The following is a 21104-nucleotide window of genomic DNA, read 5'->3' as shown; positions in this document are numbered from 1 at the left end:
ACGTTCGGCTAGCCTGAAATCTGCCCGCAATTCTTGCCCAGGAAATCCAGGATCAAGTTGAGGGTCTGCCGTTGCTGGCTCGGATACCAGGGCATGCTGTGCGGCATGTTCGGAATCCAGTGGAACTGGGCCGGCACGCGGTTCTTGACGGCCTCGTAGAACGGATGGGCGTGGATCGCCGGCGGAGTCCGCACATCACGGTCGCCGTCGAACAGCATGATGGGCAGGTGCGCCTTGTCCGCATTCTCCATGGGGTCCATGCCCTTCACGGTCTGGCCCTGCAGGATGCGCTGCAGGCGGTTGTCGCTCCAGGACGTACCCAGCCGACCGAGATTTGCCACCGGCGCGCCGGCAATGGCGCATTGGTACGGCGACGGCGAACGCACGGTGGCGGCCACGGCCGCGAACCCGCCGTACGAGTACCCGAAGATCGCGATCTGGTTCTTGGCGGCAACACCCTGCGAGACGAGCCACGCAGCGCCGTCGTCGAGATCGTCGGACATCTTCAGGCCCCACTGCTTGTCGCCGGCCATCCAGAGCTCGCGACCGAGACCTTCCGAGCCGCGGTACTGCGGACGCAGCACGGCATAGCCGCGCGAGGTGAGCATCGGCACCCAGCCCGACGCGTCCCAACCCGTGTAATCCCGCGCCCATGGGCCGCCGTGCGGCATGATGATCGCCTTCGCCGGCGCATCGCCCTGCTTCCAGCCGGCAGGCAGGTCGAGGATCGCGGGAATCTCGCGCCCGTCGCGCGCCTTGTAGGTCACCCAGCTTTCCTCGCCGGTCATGTCGTTGCCGATCCACGGGCGCGTGCTGCCGAGGTTGGCCACCTGCTTCTTGTCCAGCAGCAGATGGTAGGCCGGCGGATTGCTGGCGCTCTGCGTGGTGAACAGCACCTTGGTCAGGTCGTCGGTGTAGCTGGCGATGTTCACCTGCTGGCCGGCAAAAGCCTGCTTGATCGAGTCCTGGATGGCTTTCAATTCCGGGTCGATGTAGACGGCCTGGCGATACGGCCCATCGACAACGAAGCCGACGATCTGGTTGAAGTTGCTCGCCCGCGTGCTGAAAAGCAGGCCCCCGATGGAATAGTTCTTGTCGGCAAGGGCCGGTTCCGGGTCGTACTTCTGCGTCGCCGGGTCATACATGCGTACCTGCAGCTTGTCGGAAAACTGGTCGGTCAGGATGTAGAACTTGCCGGTCGCGTCGTCGAGGCCGTCCACCGTCACGGTGTAACGCTGGGAGAGCTTGGTGGTCAGCGCAGGCTGCAACTCGAACTGGCCGGTCTTGGCATTGAGCAGCAGCACGCGCTGTTCGTAATCGCCGCCGACGGGCTCGATCTCGGATTTGGCCAGCACCTTGCCGGTGCGGGAGTCGAAGAGCGAGGGCCGGGCGCGGTTGCCGCCCTTGAACAGCAGTTCGCGCTCCTTGGTTTTCAGGTTGTAGAGGTAGTAGTTCGAGGTCCAGGTGACCTGGCTCAACTGGCTGATGATGACGCGGTCCGGATCCAGCGGCAGCATGTTCACCAGCGACGAGGTGCCGGCGATTTCCAGGCAGCGCTCGGTGCTCTTGCTGACGCCCAGCTTGCGGGTGTCATCGGCAAAGGCCTCGCCGAAATTCTTCTGGTCGATACCGGAAAGATAGGTCTTCACCACGAACGTCTTGGTCGCGCCGGTGGCCTTGCCCTCGCCGCAGCCACCGAGGTGGCCGGTCCATTCCTGCCGGGCGATCGCCAGCAGCTTGTCCGCCTTCATGGCGTAGGCGGCAATGAACTTCATGTGGTCGCCCGACGGGGTCACCACCTTGGGGCCGGCGGACAGCGCGTCCGTGTCCCACGTGGCCAGCGCCGTATCGTCCTTGTCGTTGGGCGAGGGAATCAGCCCGACCAGATGCTTGCCATCCGGACTCATCGATACCGATTGCAGTGCCGGCAAGCGGGCCAACGCCTCCACCGGAATCGGCTGGGCCGCGTGAGCCGACCCCAGACTCAATGCCGCTGCCAGCGCACCGCCAAGCAACGCCTGAAAAAACGTGTGTCGCATGTATTCAACTCCCCTGAAATGACCGCCCCATACGGCCGTTGCGCCCGTGGGCGAATGGCTCTTGATCCTCGAAGATAGCAGGAACTTTGCGCTCGGCGAAGAAGCTGCGCGCACCGGCAGCGGACCGTCCGCCGTCCTGCTCAATTCATCCGTCGACCACCCTCACACCAACCCCCACGCTTCCAGTTCCAGTTTCAGGTAGGCGTAGTAGATCGGTGCGGCGATGACGCCCGGGAGGCCGAAGGCGGCTTCCATCAGCAGCATCGCCAACAGCAACTCCCAGGCACGGGCATGGATCTGGGTGCCGACGATGCGGGCGTTGAGGAAGTATTCGAGCTTGTGGATCAGGATCAGGAACGCCAGCGCGGCGATGCCCACGCCCAGCGACACCGACAGCCCGGCGATGGTGATGGCGGTGTTGGAAATGAGGTTGCCGATCACCGGCAGCAGGCCGACGATGAAGGTCGCCACCACCAGCGTCTTGGCCAGCGGCACGTGGACGCCGAGCAGCGGCAGCACGCCGAGCAGGAAGATCGCGGTGAACACGGTGTTGATCAGCGAGATCTTGATCTGCGCGAACACGATGTTGTGGAACCCCTGCGCCAGCCGCAGGCAGCGCAGGCTCAGTGCGGCCGCCAGCGGGCCGATCTGGTGCGCCGGCCGTGCGCGGCCGAGCGCCACGATCGCGCCCAGCACCAGGCCGATGAGGATGTGCACGAATACCCGCACCGCGCCCTTGCCGGCCAGTTGCAGGGCACCGGCATGCTTGCGCGCCAGCTCGATCGCGCCCACGCGCAGGTCGTCGACGCTGTCGGGCAGGTTGTTGACCAGGGCCGGCGGCAATTGCTGGCGCGCCTTTTCCACCAGCGGCATCAATTGTTGCTGCCAGAGCAGCTCGGGGTTGCCGAGCTCGTGCCGGAACAGGCTGATCGCGCCGAGGATCAGCAACAGCAGCAGGCCGACCACGATGGCGCCCAGCACGGCCACCACCACCAGCCGCGCGCGGTCGCCGGAAATGCGCCGGCCCAGCAGCGGCGCCATCGACTGCACCAGCTCGAACACCAGCAGGCCGGCGAGCAGGGCCGGCAGCAGGTGGAGGTCGATGATCAGCAGCAGGCCCACCGCTACCAGCAGGTAGCTGGCATAGCTGATGATGTGCGAGGGGCTGCGCGGGGCAGGAGGAGGGAAATCCATACGGGATGAAACCGGGGTGGCGAAGCGGGCAGTCTGTCAGAGCTTGTGAAGAAAACCACCTCCCGTAGCTATCTCCGATCGCGAATCCGGTACGCCCGGACTCGCTCACGTGAAGCAGTCACTCGCGTTGCCGCTTCATGCCCGGCCATCGGGCAACCGCCCCAGCGTTGCCTCAACTCGGGCATCCCTGCCCTCGCCCTGGCCGGCCCGAGAGGCTGAAAATCCACAACCTCCCGGGACCCCGCGGCCACTGCCAGCCCCGCCGAAACCGTCATGTGGCTGTCGTAAACTCGGGCGCTTGCCCACGTCGCCCCGCCCCAAGGATCCGCGCATGCCACTTCGTTTGCCCGCGAGCCTGCTCGCGTTCGCCCTGCTGGCCGGTTGTGCGGCCACCCCACTCCGGCATCCCGAGGTCGTCTCCTCTCCTGCCGCGCCCGCGACCGTCGCCGCCAACGACAACCTCAATGCCGTGGCGTGGACCCAGACCGCGATCGAGCACGACCTGATTTACCTGCAGACCTATCGCGATGCCGAAGCGGGCCTGCTGGCCGCCCTGCAGGACCAAGGCTGGGATGCACTGGCCAAGGACGACCGCGCCGCGCCGCTTCGCGGCCTCAAGCCGGCCGTGGTGCTGGACATCGACGAGACCGTGCTGGACAACTCGCCCTACCAGGCGCGCCTGGTCAAAAGCGGCGGCGAGTACAACGAGGCCGATTGGGCCGCCTGGTGCAAGGAGGAGGCCGCCCGCGCGCTGCCCGGCGCAGTCGCGTTCACCCGCTTCGCCGCCCGGCATGGCATCGCCGTCATCTACATCTCCAACCGCGCCAAGGATCTGGACCAGGCCACCCTGGCCAACCTGCGCAAGGCCGGCCTGCCGGTGTCCGGGCCGGAGGCCTTCCTCGGCCTGGGCACCTTCGTCGAAGGCTGCGAGCAGATCGGCACGGAGAAGGGTTGTCGGCGCCAGCTGGTCAGCCGCAAGTACCGCGTGCTGATGCAGTTCGGCGACCAGATCGGCGACTTCGTGACGGTACTGGCCAACAATGCCGCCGGTCGCCACCGCGCCATGGCGCCCTACATGGACTGGATCGGCCGGCGCTGGTTCGTGCTGCCCAACCCCACCTACGGGTCATGGGAACCGGCACTGTTCAACAATGACTGGAGCGCGCCACCGGCGGAACGCCGGCGACAGAAGATCGACGCGTTGCGCTCTGAATAATATTCGTCAACAAAATCATGACTCTGCAAGACAAATGGAAAGTATTGCCTAAACTTTGACGAACCGGTAACATTTGCTCCGCCAACGCCTGCCGGGGATTCCTTGCGGGCAAGGCCATTTCCCTTCCGGCTCTGCCGGATTGCCCCGTGAGGCCCTCGGCCCGCGGGGTTTTCTTTGACCTGCACGCCGCGATGCGGCACGAGGCTCGCCCACACCCCTTGCCGCCGTGGGCCGAGGACCCCCGGCAACCGGTCCGGATGGCCGCCCCCGCGGCGCCGCCGACCGCCATCGGCGCGGATTGGACGACGCGGCCGGGTAGAATGGCCCGATGCCGAATACCACAATGGTGGACTCCACCGTACGTCGCCGCGCCCCTTGGTGGTTCAACCTGGCCGGGCAGTTGCTGCAGCCCTGGGTGCGCATCCGCCGCGACCCCGCCGAGCCGGCGGCGCTGCTGCAACCGGGCGTGCCGGTGTGCTACGTGATCGAGCGCGACGGCTTCTCCGACGCGCTGATCCTGCAGCGCGCCTGCCGCGAGGCCGGCCTGCCCAACCCGATGCAGCCGCTGGCCGGCACCCGCCGGCGCCGCTCCGTGTTCGCCCTGACCCGCCGCGACGGCTGGCTGTTCGGGCGCAGCCGCAAGCGCGCCGCCGGGGAACCGCTGCGCCAGCTGGTGCGCTCGCTCGAGGGCGTGCCCGACCTGGACGTCCAGGTCGTGCCGGTGGCGATCTACGTCGGCCGCGCACCCAGCCGTGAGACCGGCTGGTTCCGCGTGCTGTTCTCGGAAAACTGGGTGATGGTCGGCCGCTTCGGCCGCCTGCTGGCGCTGCTGCTGAACGGGCGCGACACGGTGGTGCACTTCTCCGCGCCGGTATCGCTGCGCAGCGTGCTGGATGAATCCGGCGAGATCGGACCGGAGCGCTTCGCGCGCAAGATCGCGCGGGTGCTGCGCATCCACTTCCGGCGCATCCGCGCCGCGGTGATCGGGCCGGACCTGTCGCACCGGCGCACCGTGGTCGACGCGGTGCTCGCGGCCGAGCCGGTGCGTGCGGCGATCGCCGCCAATGCCGCCAAGGAGAAGACCAGCCACGCCAAGGCCTGGCGCAAGGCGCACAAGATGCTGCTGGAGATCGCCGCCGACTATTCGCATCCGGTGGTGCGTTCGGCATCGTTCGTGCTGTCCAGTTTCTGGAACAAACTGTACGACGGCATCGCGATGCACCACTTCGACAAGGTCCGCGCGGTGGCGCCGGGTTACGAAGTGGTCTACGTGCCCAGCCACCGCAGCCACGCCGACTACCTGTTGATGAGCTACCAGTTGCACGTCTCCGGCGTGGTGGTGCCGCACATTGCCGCGGGCGTGAACCTCAACCTGCCGGTGATCGGGCCGATCCTGCGCCGCGGCGGCGCGTTCTTCATGCGCCGCAGCTTCACCGGCAATCCGCTGTACTCGGTGGTGTTCAAGGAATACATGGCGCAGCTGATCGACCGCGGCGTGCCGATCGAGTACTTCACCGAGGGCACCCGCTCGCGTACCGGGCGGCTGCTGTCGCCGCGCGGCGGATTGCTGTCGATGACCGTGCGCGCCTTCCTGCGCGCGCCGCGCCGGCCGGTGCTGTTCCAGCCGGTCTACATCGGTTACGAGAAACTGATGGAGGGCAACAGCTACATCGGCGAGCTCTCCGGCAAGCCGAAGGAGAAGGAATCCCTGCTCGGCCTGCTCAAGGGCCTGAAGGTGCTGCGCCAGCGCTACGGCCACGTGGCGCTGAACTTCGGCGAGCCGATCGAGCTGACCCCGCTGCTCGACGCCGCCAGCAGCGACTGGCGCAGCGCCGGGCTCGACCCGGAGGCGAAACCCGAGTGGCTCAATTCGGTGGTCAGCCAGCTGGCCGAGAAGATCCAGGTCAACATCAACCGCGCCGCCGACGTCAATCCGATCAACCTGCTGGCGCTGGCCCTGCTGGCCACGCCCAAGCACGCGATGGCCGAGAACGACCTGCTGGTGCAGCTCGACCTTGGCAAGGCGCTGCTGGAGGAACTGCCGTACTCCGACCGCGTCACGCTGACTCCGATGAACCCGGCCGCGATCATCGCCTACGGCGAGCAGATGGGCTGGATCGAGCGGGTGCAGCACCCGCTGGGCGACGTGCTCACCGTCAGCGGCGAAAAGGCCGTGCTGCTGAGCTATTTCCGCAACAACGTGCTGCACCTGATGGCCAGCGCCGCATGGGTCGCCTGCTGCTTCCTCAACAACCGGCGCATGTCGCGTGACGCGATCCTGCGCCTGGGCGGCATCGTGTATCCGTTCATCCAGGGCGAACTGTTCCTGCCGTGGGATGAGGACGGCTTCAAGGAGCAGCTGAAGGCGACGATCGAGTTCCTGGTGCGCCGCGGCCTGCTCGAATCCACCAACCATGGTCGCTCGCTGGAACGCAGCGCCGGCCAGGAAGACAGCGCCTTCCAGCTGCGGGTGATCGCGCGCAGCCTGATCCAGGCGTTCGAGCGCTACTACATCACCATCGCCGCGCTGGCCAAGAATGGCCCGCACACGCTGACCGGCGGCGAGCTGGAGAATGCCTGCACGCTCACCGCACAGCGGCTGGGCCTGCTCAACGAATTGTCCGCACCGGAGTTCTTCGACAAGGCGCTGTTCCGCGGCTTCATCCAGAAATTGCGCGAACGCAAGGTGGTATGGACCGACGAGAACGGCAAGCTCGACTACGACCGCGCGCTGGAGGATCTGGTGCGCGACGCCCGCGTGATCCTGTCGCGCGAGGTGCGCCACTCGATCCTGAAGATCACGCCGGGCGGCGATCGCGAGCCGGCCGCGGCGCTGCCCGGTGACGCGTCGGCATCCGACCTGCACCAGCGCCACGTGGATACCGAGCAGCAGGAACACGAGCGGCGCACCGGCATCGACCGCCGCCAGGGCGACGCTGCAACACAGGAGCCCGCGCGCCGCGAAGGCGCCGAGTAGGATCAGCACACTGTCACCCGGGGGAACCACCATGACCACGACTCGCCACCTGTTGTTCGCCGCCCTCGTGGCATGTCTCCCTCTGGCCGCCGGCGCCGACGCGCCGGCCCGCGCCGATGCCGGCGACCACCGCGTCAGCGTGATCGAATGCGCGCGCCTGCTCGACCCGGCCGCCGGCAAGATGCTGGGCCAGACCACGCTGGTAGTGGAGGACGGCCGCATCAAGGAGATCCATCCCGGCACCGTCGACATCGCGCCGTACCGCCAGGCCGCCGGCACGGTGAGCTTCACCCGGCTGGCCGATGCCACCTGCATGCCGGGGCTGATCGACTCGCACACGCACCTGACGATGCAGTTCAGCAAGAGCACCTACAGCGACAAGTTCCGCCTCAATCCGGCCGACCACGCCATCCGCGGCACCGTCTACGCCAAACGCACCCTGCTCGCCGGCTTCACCACGGTGCGCAACCTCGGCGACGACGACAATGCCTCGCTCGCGCTGCGCAATGCGATCAACGCCGGCCTGGTGCCCGGCCCGCACATCTTCAGCGCCGGCAAGTTCATCGGCACCACCGGCGGCCACGCCGACCCCACCAATGGCTTCCGCTGGAACCTGCAGGGCGACCCCGGTCCCAAGGACGGCATCATCAACTCGCCCGCCGACGCGTGGAAGGCCGTGCGCCAGCACTACAAGGACGGCGCCGACCTGATCAAGATCATGCCCTCCGGCGGCGTGCTGGACGAAAGCTCCAGCTCCGAGAACCCGCAGATGACGCTGGAGGAAATCCAGGCCGTGGTCGCCGCTGCGCACGACTACGGCTTCACCGTGGCCGCGCACGCGCATGGCGCCGAGGCGATCCGTCGCGCGGTGCTGGGCGGCGTCGATTCGATCGAGCACGGCACCTTCATGGATGCCGACGACATGAAGCTGATGAAGGCGCACGGCACCTGGTACGTGCCCACCATCATCGCCGGCCAGTTCGTGATGGAGAAGGCGCGCGAGGGCTGGTATCCGCCGCAGGTCGCGCGCAAGGCCGAGGAAGTCGGCCCGGTGATCATGGCCACCGCCGGCAAGGCGTACAAGGCCGGCGTGAAGATCGCCTTCGGCACCGACTCCGGCGTGTTCCCGCACGGCGACAACGCGAGGGAGTTCGCCTACATGGTGCAAGCCGGCATGCCGCCGATGTTCGCCCTGCAGGCGGCGACCACCCACGCCGCCGAACTGCTGCACAAGTCCGACCAGTTCGGCCGCATCGCGGTCGGCCGCGGCGCCGACGTGATCGCCGTACCCGGCAATCCGCTCGATGACATCACCGTCATGCAGCACGTCGAGTTCGTGATGAAGGACGGCGTGATCTACAAGAAAAGCGGCGAGCCGACGCTTCAATAAAGTAACCGCACCTCTCGCGTTTGCCCCCTCTTCCCCCGGGAGAGGGTTGGGGTGAGGGTCCGCCTCAGGCCGGACCCACATCAAAATCGCGCCTCGACATGCGTTCTGGCGAGCACCTGCCCCTCTCCTCAATCCTCTCCCCGGAGGGAGAGGAGGCGAAAGCAAGAGGCGCGTTATCCAATTGAGGCGCCAGGGCTTGCTGTAGCATTGCAGGGATGAACGAGCAGCCGAAGTCCCCGCCCGCATCCACCACCCACTTCGGCTTCCGCGACGTGCCGGTGGGCGAGAAACAGAAGCTGGTCGGCCAGGTGTTCACCTCGGTCGCACGCAGCTACGACCTGATGAATGACCTGATGTCGTTCGGCACGCACCGGTTGTGGAAGCGCCATTTCGTGGCGACCAGCGGCGTGCGCCGCGGCGACCGCGTGCTGGACCTGGCCGGCGGCACCGGCGACATCGCCGCGCTGCTCCATCCGGTAGTGGGCGAGACGGGCGAGGTGGTAGTCGGCGACATCAACGCAGCCATGCTCGACGTCGGCCGCGACCGGCTCACCGACCGCGGCCTGGTCGCCGGGCTGCGCTGGGCCCAGCTCAACGCCGAACGGCTGCCCTTCCCCGACAACTCCTTCGACGCGGTGACCATGGCCTTTGGCCTGCGCAACGTCACCGACAAGGATCAGGCGCTGGCCGACATCTGCCGCGTGCTCAAGCCCGGCGGCCGGCTGCTGGTGCTGGAGTTCTCGAAAGTGCAGAGCGAGGCGTTCGGCAAGCTCTACGACTTCCACTCCTTCAAGGTCCTGCCGCGTCTGGGCCAGCTGTTCGCCGGTGATGCCGACAGCTACCGGTACCTGGCCGAATCGATCCGCAAGCACCCGGACCAGCAGACGCTCAAGGGCATGATGGAGCGCGCCGGCTTCGGCAAGGTCGAGGTGCGCAACCTGACCAACGGCATCGTGGCGATCCACCGCGCGTACAAGTTCTGAGAAGCAGTCAAGCAAGTGACTGCTCATGCGAGCGAGTCCGGGCCTGTACCGGACTCGCGATGGAAGAAAACCCCAGGAAGTGGTTTTTTTCGCCGGCTCTGAGCATCGCGCGCCACGGGGTTTGCGCCTGATCCAGGTCAGTGGCCGATGGCCATCGACGGCGTATGTTGGGGCGGTCTTTCCCACCATGAGTCCCGTCATGCCCCTCGATATCGAGACCGAGCCCAACACCCACCTGTTCGATGCCCGCGGCGTGGCCCGCCGTTTCCGCCATTCCGCGATCTTCGGCGCGATCGGCGTGCTGCGTTCGGGCGAAACCATGCGCTTCGTCAACGACCACGACCCGCTGCCGCTGATCGCGCAATTGCGTGATCGCCTCGGCGACAACCTCACCGTGGCCTACCGCCAGCGCGAGCCCGGTGCCATCGTGATCGACTTCGGCATCACCGGCTTGCCGGACGAGTGATGGGCACCCCGGCTTTCTTCGACCAGGCGCCGCCGATCCCGATGCGCGATCCGCTGGCGGCGTTCCTGGGTGCGGCCGACGACGGCCTGCTCGACTACCGCTATATCGACGCGGTGCGGCTGGCCGGACACTCCTGCCCCACCGTCGCCGGCGCGTACCTGATGGCGCGTGCCGCGCTGCACGCGCTGTACCCGGACGGCCCCGCCGAGCGCGGGGGCGTCGAGGTGCTCATACCGGGGCCGGAGAGCGAGGGCGTCAACGGCGTGATCGGCCAGGTCTTTACCCTGATCACCGGGGCGGCCGGCGCCAACGGCTTTCACGGCATTGCCGGACGCTACGCGCGCGAGTCGCTGCTGAGCTATGCCGACACGGCCGAGCACGCCGCCGTGCGGGTCCGCCGGCGCGACACCGGCGCGAGCGTGGCGGTGGAGCTGGATCTCTCGAGCGTGCCCGCACCGGCCAACCTGCGTCCGCTGCTCGGCGGCGCACTCGATCCGGCGGCCAGCGCGGAACAGCGCGCGGCATTCGGTCGGGCATGGCAGGAGCGCGTGCAATGCCTGCTGCTGGAACACGCCGATGACCCGGACGTGATCCGGCTGACCCGGCTCGACCACCCACCGATGCACTGAAGCGCGCCGGTCGTCCTCACGACTGCTCGCACGAGGACACCGGCAGCGCCGGGCTGGCTGCCGGCGGCGCTGGCCGCCGCCGTGCGTTGGCCAGCACCACGCCGCCGATGGTGATCGCACCACCGACCAGCACCAGCACCTCGGGCACCTCGTGCAGCCACAGCCAGCCGATCAGCAGCGCAATCGGCGGCGACAGGTAGATGAAGCTGCTGACCTGCGAGGCCGATGAGCGGTTCACCGCCAGATTCCAGGCCAGGTAACCGACGAAGGTCGGCGCGATGCCCAGCCCCAGCAGCGCGCCGATGTGCGGCCACGAGGCCGCTGCCAGCGCCTGCGGCAGATGCCAGCCGAACGGCAACGCGCCGAGCGTGCCGGCGAACATCGCGAACGCGGTGACCCCGACCATGCTGCTGCGCGAGAACAGCGCCTTCTGGCCGACGAAGAAGACCGCCGAGACGGCCACGCACACCAGCACCAGCAAGGCGTGCGGATCGACCTCCACGCGCTGTCCGCTGGCGAATACCACCAGCACCGTGCCGAGCAGGGCCACCGCCAGCCCGAGCCACGTGCGTGCGGCCAGCCGTTCGCCGATCCACAGCGCCGACACCGCCGCCGTGGCCGCCGGCACCAGCGAGATCAGGATCGAGGCGGTGCCGCTGGCGATGCGCGTCTCGGCGTAGTTCAGGCACAGGTGATACACGGTCAGGCCAAGCACGCCGAGCAGGGCCAGTTGCGGCCAGTCGCGCAGCGCCGGCAATGGCACGCGCCTGATCCAAAGCAGCACGGCGAAGCACAGCGAGCCGATCAGCAGCCGCGCGAACGCCACCTCGCCCGGCGTGAACGCGGGCAATGCATAGGCGATCGCGGCATACGCCGACGACCAGGTGAGCAGGGCGATCGCGATGGCGAGCAGGGCACGGCCATCGAGACGTTGAGCGGTATCCATGGGGGGATTCTCCGGCGGGGAAGCGCGCATCCTAGTCCTGGCGATGTCGCCGGTGAATAATGCATCGCGGCGGAATCGCGATGTTTCGCCGCTGATCGAAATGATGAAAGAGGTTGTCACCTTGGAATCGAAACCGACCGATGGCCGATCCGCACTGGACGGCAAGGACTGGCAATTGCTGGAGGCGCTGCAGCGCGATGCGCGACTCGGTTTCGCCGAACTCGGCCGGCTGGTGCGCCTGTCCGCGCCCGCAGTGGCCGAACGCGTGCGGCGACTGGAGGATGCCGGCGTGATCAGCGGCTACCACGCCACGGTCAACCCGCGCCGGCTCGGTTATGCGCTGAGCGCGATGGTGCGCCTGCGCTGCGACGGGGCCACCTGCGCGCGCATCGGCAGCCTGGTCGAGGACATTCCCGAGGTGCTCGAATGCCGCCGCCTGGCCGGCGAGGACTCGGCCCTGCTGCACGTGGTGGCGATGTCCACCGGCCACCTCGAGTCGGTGCTCGACCGCCTGCTCAAGACCGGCGCCAGCAACAGCACCACCACCCTGATCGTGCTGCAGACGCCGCACGAGAACCGGCCCCTGACCCGCGCGATGTGGAACGCGGCGATGGCGATGTCGGGCGACTGATCCACCGGTCGCGCGGGGCGACCAGTACTTTTGTCACGGTCGCGCATCGACACGGCGTCGCATACTCGAACGCTGCTCGAACTCAGGGGAACCCCATGCGCCGCCTCGCTTCGCTATTGCTGGCCAGTGCCATCGCGCTCGCCGGCCTGCCCGCCGCCCATGCCGCCGACGCGGCGCCGGCCAACGCGTCATCCAGCGCCACCCACGACAGCACCGATCCGCGCATCCCCGCCCATGAAACGGCGGTGCGCACGCAGCACAGCGTCGCCATCGGCGGGCGCACGATCAGGTACACCGCCACCGCCGGCACGGTGATCATCCGCGACGACAAGCAGCAGCCGCAGGCCAGCGTGTTCTACGTCGCCTACACCGTCGACGACGGCAAGCCCTCGCAGCGCCCGCTGACCTTCCTCTACAACGGCGGCCCGGGTTCCTCCAGCGTGTGGCTGCACATGGGCTCGCTCGGCCCGGTGCGCATCGAGACGGCCAGCCCGCAGGCCACCGCGCCGGCGCCGTACCACCTGGTGGCCAACGGCGACAGCCTGCTCGACAAGACCGACCTGGTCTTCATCGACGCCGTCGGCGCCGGTTATTCGCGCCCGCTGGGCAAGGCCACCGGCAAGGACTTCTGGGGCGTGGACCAGGACATTTCCGCCTTCAGCCGCGCGATCGAGCGCTACGTCACGCTCAACCGGCGCTGGAACTCGCCCAAGTTCCTGTACGGCGAGAGCTACGGCACCACCCGGTCGGCCGCGCTGGTCGACGCGCTGCAGGACAAGGGCATGGCCTTCAACGGCGTGATCCTGATGTCCTCGATCCTCAACTACGCGATCCGCATGCCGGGCTACGACGAGAGCTACGTCGGCTACCTGCCCAGCTTCGCCGCCGCCGCGTGGTACCACGACAAAGTGCCTTCCAAGAGCGGCCCGAACAAGCCGGCCGAGCTGGAGGCCTTCGTCGACCAGGCCCGCGCCTGGGCGCGTGGCCCGTACGCCTCCGCGCTGGCACTGGGGCAGGATCTGCCCGCCGCACAGTTCGACGCGATCGCCACGCAGATGGCCGGCTTCACCGGCCTGCCGGTGCAATACATCAAGCAGGCGAACCTGCGCGTGAGCCCCAGCCGCTTCCGCAAGGAACTGCTGCGCGACCAGCGCCTCATCCTGGGCCGCTACGACGCCCGCTTCACCGGCACCGACCCCGATGCCGCCGGCGAAACGCCGGAGTACGACCCCTCCGACACCGGCATCAGCGGCGCCTTCGTCAGCGCCTTCCACGACTATCTTGCCGACCAGCTCGACTACCCGAGCCAGCTCGACTACCGCCCCACCTACAGCAAGATCATCCAGGGCTGGGACTGGAAGCACGCCGTCCCGGGCATGCGCCGCGCGCTGCCGCTGCCGTACGTGGCCGGCGACCTGGCGCACGCGATGCGCACCAATCCGAACCTCAAGGTGCTCTCGCTCAACGGTTACTACGATTTCGCCACGCCGTTCTTCATCACCGAGTACGACCTGGCGCACATGAACCTGGACCCTTCGCTGCGCGGCAATCTGTCGTTCGCTTACTACCCTTCCGGGCACATGATCTATCTCAACACCGAGGCGCTGCAGCAGCTCAAGCACGATCTCGCCCGCTTCTACGACCTTGCCGCGCCGCAGCGCTGATACGGAGCCTCTCGCCATGCGCCATTCCCTCATCGCCCCGCTCGCCTTCGTCCTGGCCATCGGCCTTGCCGCCCCGCTGCATGCGGCCGACAGCAACCCGCACGACAGCAAGTCCCAGGCCGACAAGGACGCCAAGAAGGACACTCTGCCGATCCCGCCCGAACGCAAGGTGGTGACCTCGCACAGCGTGCGCATCGATGGCCGCAACGTGGCCTACAAGGCCACCGCCGGCACCTTGCTGATCAAGGACGACAAGGGCCAGCCCACGGTCAGCATGTTCTACGTGGCCTACACCGTCGGCGACGGCAAGGCCGCGCAGCGGCCGGTCACCTTCCTGTTCAACGGCGGCCCCGGCTCCTCCAGCATGTGGCTGCACATGGGTTCGGTCGGGCCGGTACGGGTGGCCAACGCGGGCGACCAGCCGATCCCGCCGCCGCCGTACAGCACGGTGCCGAACGAATACAGCCTGCTCGACAAGTCCGACCTGGTCTTCATCGACGCGCCCGGCACCGGCTATTCGCAGCTGGTCGGCGCGGCCAAGGGCAAGGACTTCTACGGCATCGATCAGGATGCCGACGCGTTCGCGAAGTTCATCACCCGCTACGTCGGCGACAACCACCGCTGGAACTCGCCGAAGTTCCTGTTCGGCGAGAGCTACGGCACCACCCGCTCGGCGGTGCTGGCCAAGCAATTGCAGGACGAAGGCATGGAGCTCAACGGCATCGTGCTGATGTCCTCGATCCTGGACTTCAGCGTGTGGGCCAACACCGGTGTCGACCACGGCTACATCGTCAACCTGCCGACCGAGGCCGCGATCGCCTGGTACCACAACAAGGTACCGAACAAGCCCGCCGACCTGGCCGGCTTCATCGCCGCCGTGCGCCAGTTCGCCAGCACCGACTACACCCTGGCACTGGCCAGGGGCGACGCGATCACGCCGGCCGAGGCCGACCGCATCGCCACACAGCTGAGCCAGTACACCGGCCTGTCGACGACGTACATCAAGCAGGCCAACCTGCGCATCGACCCCAGCCGCTTCCGCAAGGAGCTGCTGCGCGACCAGCGCCGCACGGTTGGACGTCTGGACGGCCGTTTCGAAGGCATCGACCCGGATGCCGCCGGCGAGACGCCCGACGGCGACGCCGCCAGCGATGCCGCCACCGGCGCCTACCTGGCCGCCTTCAACCAGTACGCCACCAGCGCCCTGAACTACACCGGCGACCACGCCTACCTGCCCAACAACTACGGCGTCATCAACCGCAACTGGGACTGGAAGCGCGAGCACCAGCGCTTCCCGCAGGCGCCGTACGTGGGCAGTGACCTGGCCGACACGATGCGGCGCAACCCGCATCTGAAGGTCTTTTCCGCCAACGGCTACTACGACCTGGCCACGCCGTTCTACGCCACCGAGTTCGACCTGGGCCACCTCAGCCTGGACCCGGCGATCAGCAAGAACATCGAGTACGGTTTCTATCCGTCCGGTCACATGATCTACTTCGATGTCGACGCCTTGAAGCAAGTGAAGGCGGATCTGGCGCGCTTCTACGACGAGGCCGCACCGCGGCCCTGACGGAGTCTCCCCAGCCATGACGGACAAGCCGAGCGCACCGCCCGACGCCGACGAGAACGCACCCCGCGACCCTGCCCGGCGCCGCGTGCTGGGCGGCATCGCGCTGGCGGGTGCGGCCGCGACGCTGGGCGGCTGTCGCATCGACGACGCACGCCACGCCAGTGCGCCGACGGGAGATCAAGCTGCGCTCGACGCGCTGCTGCGGCAGCATATCCAGCACGTGGTGGTGCTGTACGCGGAGAACCGCAGCTTCAACAACCTGTTCGCCGGCTTCCACGGCCTGGCGCAACCGCTCAAGGCGCTCGACTCGCCCGAGTACCGCCAGCGCGACCGCGACGGCAGTCTGCTCACCACGCTGCCGCCGGTGTGGAGCGGCATGGTGCCGCGCGAGCAGGTGGTCGGCGGGCGCCGCTACCTCATCGACGAGCAGGCCATCACCGGTTTGCCCAACCGGCCTTTCGCGCTGCGCACGCCCGATGGCGAGCTGCTGCCGCACGGCGTGATCACCCGCGACCTGGTGCACCGCTTCTACGAAAACCAGCTGCAGATCAACGGCGGCCGCAACGACGGCTTCGTGGCCTGGAGCAACACCGGCGCGATGCCGATGGGCCACTACGCCGACACGGCCCGCAGCCTGCGCCTGTGGCAGCTGGCGCGGCAGTACACCTTGTGCGACAACTTTTTCATGGGCGCATTCGGCGGCTCGTTCCTCAACCACCAGTACCTGGTCGCCGCGCAGCCGCCGTACTTCCCGCACGCCGACCAGAGCCCGGCGAAACTGCAGATCGCCCAGGTGCAGGGTGACGACCCCACCGGCATCCTGCCGAAGTTCGCCGAAGGCTCTCCGGCGAGCGCGATGCAGGGTCGCCCGGAATGGGCCTCGCGCGATGCCATGACGCCGGACTTCTGGGCGGTCAACACCATGGGGCCGGCCTATGCGCCGGGCTTCAGCCATGACCCGCGCGATCCGCGGCTGGCGGATGCGACCAGCCCGAACACGCTGCCCGCGCAGAGCCACCTGACCATCGGCGACGTGCTGTCGCAAGCCGGTATCGACTGGGCCTGGTATGCCGGCGCCTGGCAGCTGGCGCTCGACGGCAAGGGCGAAGGCGACCACAACGAGTTTCCGCAGGTGCCGGATTTCCAGCCGCACCACCAGCCGCTCAACTACTTCCGCCAGTTCGCCCCGGGCACGGCGGCGCGTGCGCAGCATCTGCGCGACGCCGGCACCGGCAGCCGCGCCGACAGCAACCATTTCATTGCCGCGGTCGAAGCCGGCCAATTGCCGCCGGTGACGTTCTACAAGCCGCAAGGCAATCTCAACATGCACGCCGGCTACGCCAGCCTCGATGCCGGCGACGAGCACCTGGCGCAAGTGGTCGAGGCGCTGCAGCGCAGTCCGCAGTGGCCGAACATGCTGGTGGTGCTCACGGTGGACGAGAACGGCGGCTGGTGGGATCACGTGGCGCCGCCGAAAGGCGATCGCTGGGGCCCGGGCACGCGCGTGCCGGCGCTGGTGATCTCGCCACACGCGAAGCGGGGCTTCGTCGACCACACGATCTACGACACCGGCTCGATCCTGCGTTTCCTCACCCGCCGTTTCGACCTCAAGCTGCTGCCCGGACTGAAGCTGCGCGATGCATCGATGATCGCCGCCGGCGGCCCGCCGCCGGGCGACCTCACCGCCGCGCTGCAGTTCGCCAGCGCCTGACCCCCGCAGGAAACACCGACCATGCGCGAACTGTACCCGGAGATCGAGCCGTACCAGACCCATCGCCTCCCCGTGGATGCGCTGCACACGCTGCACGTGGAGGAGTGCGGCAACCCGCTGGGCCTGCCGGTGATCTTCCTGCACGGCGGACCGGGCGCCGGCCTGTCGACCTATCACCGTCGCTTCTTCGATCCGGCGCGCTACCGCATCGTGCTGTTCGACCAGCGCGGCTGCGGGCAGTCCACCCCGTTCGCCGAACTCACCGACAACACCACCACGCACCTGGTCGCCGACATCGAGCGCATCCGCGCCTTCCTGGGCATCGAGCACTGGGTGGTGTTCGGCGGCTCCTGGGGTTCGACCCTGGCGCTGGCGTACAGCCAGGCCCACCCGCAGCACTGCCTGGGCATCGTGCTGCGCGGCATCTTCCTCGGCCGGCCGCAGGAATTGCGCTGGTTCAACGAAGTCGATGGCGGCGCACGGCAGATCTTCCCCGAACGCTGGGCGCGCTTCCGCGATTTCATCCCGAGCGACGAACGCGGCGAGATGCTGGACGCCTACTGGCAGCGCCTGAACAGCACCGACGAAGCCACCCGCCTCGCCGCAGCGCAGGCGTGGAGCGCGTGGGAAGGCGGCAGCACCACCCTGGTGCACGACCCCGACGCCGGCGGCATCTTCGAAGACCCGCATCACGCAGTCAGCCTGGCGCTGATGGAAGCCCACTACTTCCGTCACGCGCTGTTCCTCGAACCGGACCAGCTGCTGCGCGACGTGCCGCGCATCCGCCACCTGCCGGCCACCATCGTGCACGGCCGCTACGACATCATCTGCCCCGCCGTCAGCGCCTGGGACCTCGCCCAGGCCTGGCCCGAAGCGACCCTGCACTTCGTGCTCGCCGGCCACAGCGCGGCCGACCCGGCCATCGTCGACCGCCTGGTCGAGGCCACTGACGCGCTGGCCGATCGGTACTGCTGACGACAGGCCGTTTCGGACCGGAACCGCGTCGGCGCAAGAAGCGGATGGCGCGCCCGGCGCGGTGACGCCAGAATGCGCGCCTCACCTCGATGGAGTTGCCGATGCTGACCCTCTACGACTACCTGCCTTCGCAGAACGCCTGGAAAGTGCGCCAGCTGCTGCATCATCTCGGCCGGCCGTATCGCACGCTGGAGGTCAGCATCTTCGAGGGCGAGGGGCGCAGCGAAAGCTACCTGCGCGTCAGCCCGACCGGCACGGTGCCGGCGATCGAGCTGGACGACGGCCGCACGCTGGCGGAATCGAACGCGATCCTGATGTACCTGGCTGACGGCACGCCGTACGTGCCGGGTGATGCGTTCGGCCGCGCCAAGGTGCAGCAGTGGCTGCATTTCGAGCAGGAGCGGGTGGAGTCGGTGCTCGGCGCGCTGCGCCACTGGACGCTGACCGGCAAGCTGGTGCGCCGTCCGCCCGCGCTGGTCGAAGCCAAGCGCCAGGCCGCGGCGCGCACGCTGGAGATCCTGGAGCGCGAGCTGTCGGCGCGCGACTTCATCGCCGGCGACCGTTACACCATCGCCGACATCGCGCTGTTTGCCTATGGCAGCCGCGCCGACGAGGCGGGCTTCGCGCTGGACGGATATCCCGCGATCCGCGCCTGGATCGCCCGGGTGGCGGCGCAGCCGGGCTTTCTCGCCACCATGCATCCCTACGCGAGCGACCCGCATTCGGTGCGCGAGCTGCCCTGAGCTTCTGTCACAGGCGACACCCGCCGGGGCGGTGGCATACTCGGAGTTTCCCGGCCCGAGAGACCTCCCGCCCATGCGTCTGTTCCCGCTACTTGCCTTCGGTACGCTGCTGTTGCCGGTGGCCGCCCAGGCCAACGACCCGAACTCCTACGCCCAGCCCGACCAGGTGCGGGTGACGCATCTGGATCTCGACCTCGACATCGACTTCCCGCACCAGCAACTCGCGGGCGAGGCGACGCTGAAGCTGGATTGGCGCAATCCGCAGGCGCAATCGCTGGTGCTGGACACGCGCGACCTGAAGATCGCCAAGGTCGAGGCGCTGGCGGCCGACGGCAAGGCCACGCCGCTGAAATATGCGCTGGCGCCGCGCGACAAGGAGCTGGGCAGCAAGCTCACCATCGCCGCGCCGAAGCACCCGGCGCAGGTGCGCATCGTCTACCGCACGGCGCCCACCGCGTCGGGCCTGCAGTGGCTGACCCCGGCGCAGACCAAGGACAAGCAGGCGCCGTTCATGTTCTCGCAGTCCGAATCGATCCATGCGCGCTCGTGGGTGCCGCTGCAGGATTCGCCGGCGATCCGCTTCACCTACGACGCGCACGTCAGCGCGCCGAAGAACATCCGCGTGGTGATGAGCGCGCTCAACGACGCGCAGCATCCGCTGGACGGCGACTTCCGCTTCGACCAGCCGCATCCGATCCCGTCCTACCTGCTGGCGATTGCCGCCGGCGACATCGCGGTGAAGGAAACCGGGCCGCGCTCGGCCGTCTACGCGGAACCCTCGGTGGTGGCCAAGGCCGCGCACGAGTTCGAGGACACCGAGAAACTGATCGAGGCCACCGAAAAGCTGTACGGCCCGTACGCCTGGGGCCGCTACAACATCCTGGTGCTGCCGCCGTCGTTCCCGTTCGGCGGCATGGAAAATCCGAACATGACCTTCGCCACGCCGACCGTGCTGGTTGGCGACAAGAGCCTGGTCTCGCTGGTGTCGCACGAGCTGGCGCACTCATGGTCGGGCAACCTGGTCACCGCCGCGGCGTGGCGCGACATCTGGCTCAACGAGGGTTTCACCACCTACGTGCAGGGCCGCATCACCGAGGCGGTGTACGGCAAGAGCCAGGCCGACGAGGAGGCCTTGCTGTCGGCGCGCGCGCTGCAGAAGAGCATCGGCGGCATGGCCGAGAACGCGCAGAAGCTGGCGCCGGACCCGCGCGGCGTGGGCGCCGACGACTCGCTGTCCGACGTGGCCTACGACAAGGGCTCGTGGTTCCTGCGCACGCTGGAGCAGCGCTTCGGCCGCGAAGATTTCGACGCCTACCTGAAGGGCTACTTCGCCCACTTCGCCTGGCACAGCATCACCACCGAGCAGATGCTCGACTACATGAAGCCGAACCTGATCGAGAAGTACCCCGGCAAGATGAGCTGGGCCGAGGTGCGCGAGTGGGTCTATGGCAGCGGCATCCCCAAGGACGCGCCGCTGCCGGAATCGCCGCGCTTCGATGCGATCGACAGGGAGCGCACCGAGTTCCTCGCCGGTACGCTGGCCGCCGACAAGCTCGACGCCAAGGGCTGGAACACGCAGGAATGGATGTACTTCCTCGACCGCCTGCCCGACGCGCCGGCGCTGGACAAGATGCGCGAGCTGGACGCCGCCTGGCACCTCACCGGCACGCCGAACGCCGAGATCGGCATGCGCTGGTACAGCCACGCGATCGCCGCCGGTGACAAGGCGGTGTGGGATGCCGCCGCCGAGCACATGACCCGGATCGGCCGCATCTACCTCACCACCCCGCTGTACAAGGCGCTGGTGAAGACACCGGAGGGACTCGCCTTCGCCGAGCAGGTCTACGCCAAGGCCAAGGCCGGCTACCACCCGCTGACCCAGCAGGTGGTGGAGGGCATCTTCGCCAAGGCGAAGCAGCCGAAGCAGGCGGACAAGTCCGAGTGAGCCCGACCCCGGCCACCGGCGCGGC

At 68.0% G+C, this 21104-nt stretch carries 16 protein-coding genes; 13 read left to right on the top strand and 3 right to left on the bottom strand.

The window, feature by feature from the left end; translation table 11 throughout:
• Positions 1-8 precede the first annotated feature (8 nt).
• Both ACVCMG_RS12070 and ACVCMG_RS12065 read right to left on the bottom strand, forming a co-directional pair.
• The gene (locus ACVCMG_RS12070; RefSeq protein ID WP_395120446.1) at positions 9-2039 is read right to left on the bottom strand and encodes an alpha/beta hydrolase family protein; all 2031 of its coding nucleotides are present in this window, start codon (positions 2037-2039) and stop codon (positions 9-11) included.
• A 162-nt stretch (positions 2040-2201) separates the two neighbouring features.
• Complete coding sequence (locus tag ACVCMG_RS12065; protein ID WP_395120448.1) at positions 2202-3233, bottom strand: hypothetical protein; 1032 nt, start codon at positions 3231-3233, stop codon at positions 2202-2204.
• Positions 3234-3564: 331 nt separating this feature from the next.
• Between ACVCMG_RS12065 and ACVCMG_RS12060 the strand changes: the two genes are divergently transcribed.
• The 6 genes from ACVCMG_RS12060 to ACVCMG_RS12035 all read left to right on the top strand — a co-directional run bounded on the left by ACVCMG_RS12060 (position 3565) and on the right by ACVCMG_RS12035 (position 10894).
• Positions 3565-4449, top strand: a complete 885-nt coding sequence (locus tag ACVCMG_RS12060; protein ID WP_395120449.1) for a 5'-nucleotidase, lipoprotein e(P4) family — start codon at positions 3565-3567, stop codon at positions 4447-4449.
• Positions 4450-4777: 328 nt separating this feature from the next.
• The gene (gene plsB, locus ACVCMG_RS12055) at positions 4778-7426 is read left to right on the top strand and encodes a glycerol-3-phosphate 1-O-acyltransferase PlsB (RefSeq protein WP_447106909.1); all 2649 of its coding nucleotides are present in this window, start codon (positions 4778-4780) and stop codon (positions 7424-7426) included.
• 31 nt (positions 7427-7457) lie between these two features.
• A complete protein-coding gene (locus tag ACVCMG_RS12050; RefSeq protein ID WP_447114226.1) occupies positions 7458-8816 on the top strand; it encodes an amidohydrolase family protein in 1359 nt (452 codons plus the stop codon).
• A 215-nt stretch (positions 8817-9031) separates the two neighbouring features.
• On the top strand, positions 9032-9799 hold the full coding sequence (gene ubiE / locus ACVCMG_RS12045) for a bifunctional demethylmenaquinone methyltransferase/2-methoxy-6-polyprenyl-1,4-benzoquinol methylase UbiE (protein ID WP_447101462.1): 768 nt from the start codon (positions 9032-9034) through the stop codon (positions 9797-9799).
• Between the two features lie 199 nt (positions 9800-9998).
• Positions 9999-10265 (top strand): DUF2249 domain-containing protein, encoded by a 267-nt coding sequence (locus ACVCMG_RS12040; RefSeq protein ID WP_136259712.1) that lies wholly within the window; start codon positions 9999-10001, stop codon positions 10263-10265.
• Entirely contained in the window at positions 10265-10894 is a 630-nt protein-coding gene (locus tag ACVCMG_RS12035) for a hypothetical protein (RefSeq protein WP_395120456.1), read from the top strand. The genes ACVCMG_RS12040 and ACVCMG_RS12035 overlap by 1 nt, the downstream gene beginning before the upstream one ends.
• Positions 10895-10910: 16 nt before the next feature.
• Here the strand turns inward: ACVCMG_RS12035 and ACVCMG_RS12030 are convergent, their stop codons facing one another.
• On the bottom strand, positions 10911-11840 hold the full coding sequence (locus ACVCMG_RS12030) for a DMT family transporter (RefSeq protein ID WP_447114225.1): 930 nt from the start codon (positions 11838-11840) through the stop codon (positions 10911-10913).
• Positions 11841-11943: 103 nt separating this feature from the next.
• Between ACVCMG_RS12030 and ACVCMG_RS12025 the strand changes: the two genes are divergently transcribed.
• The 7 genes from ACVCMG_RS12025 (at position 11944) to ACVCMG_RS11995 (ending at position 21079) form a co-directional block, all read left to right on the top strand.
• Complete coding sequence (locus ACVCMG_RS12025) at positions 11944-12471, top strand: Lrp/AsnC family transcriptional regulator (protein ID WP_395121273.1); 528 nt, start codon at positions 11944-11946, stop codon at positions 12469-12471.
• Positions 12472-12566: 95 nt separating this feature from the next.
• Positions 12567-14135 carry a S10 family peptidase gene (locus ACVCMG_RS12020; RefSeq protein ID WP_447114224.1) on the top strand — a complete coding sequence of 523 codons (1569 nt, stop codon included), beginning with the start codon at positions 12567-12569 and terminating at the stop codon, positions 14133-14135.
• Between the two features lie 16 nt (positions 14136-14151).
• Complete coding sequence (locus ACVCMG_RS12015; protein WP_447114223.1) at positions 14152-15705, top strand: S10 family peptidase; 1554 nt, start codon at positions 14152-14154, stop codon at positions 15703-15705.
• Between the two features lie 16 nt (positions 15706-15721).
• The gene (acpA, locus tag ACVCMG_RS12010) at positions 15722-17416 is read left to right on the top strand and encodes an acid phosphatase (protein ID WP_447114222.1); all 1695 of its coding nucleotides are present in this window, start codon (positions 15722-15724) and stop codon (positions 17414-17416) included.
• Between the two features lie 21 nt (positions 17417-17437).
• Positions 17438-18391 carry a prolyl aminopeptidase gene (gene pip / locus ACVCMG_RS12005; protein ID WP_395120464.1) on the top strand — a complete coding sequence of 318 codons (954 nt, stop codon included), beginning with the start codon at positions 17438-17440 and terminating at the stop codon, positions 18389-18391.
• A 101-nt stretch (positions 18392-18492) separates the two neighbouring features.
• Complete coding sequence (locus ACVCMG_RS12000) at positions 18493-19134, top strand: glutathione S-transferase family protein (RefSeq protein ID WP_447114221.1); 642 nt, start codon at positions 18493-18495, stop codon at positions 19132-19134.
• Positions 19135-19207: 73 nt separating this feature from the next.
• Positions 19208-21079 (top strand): M1 family metallopeptidase, encoded by a 1872-nt coding sequence (locus ACVCMG_RS11995; RefSeq protein WP_447114220.1) that lies wholly within the window; start codon positions 19208-19210, stop codon positions 21077-21079.
• The last annotated feature ends 25 nt before the right edge of the window (positions 21080-21104 follow it).

The sequence above is a fragment of the Rhodanobacter sp. UC4451_H18 genome, assembly GCF_052978225.1.
The sequence above is the reverse complement of the archived record's forward strand: the minus strand, read 5'-3'. Positions and strand labels throughout refer to the sequence as shown.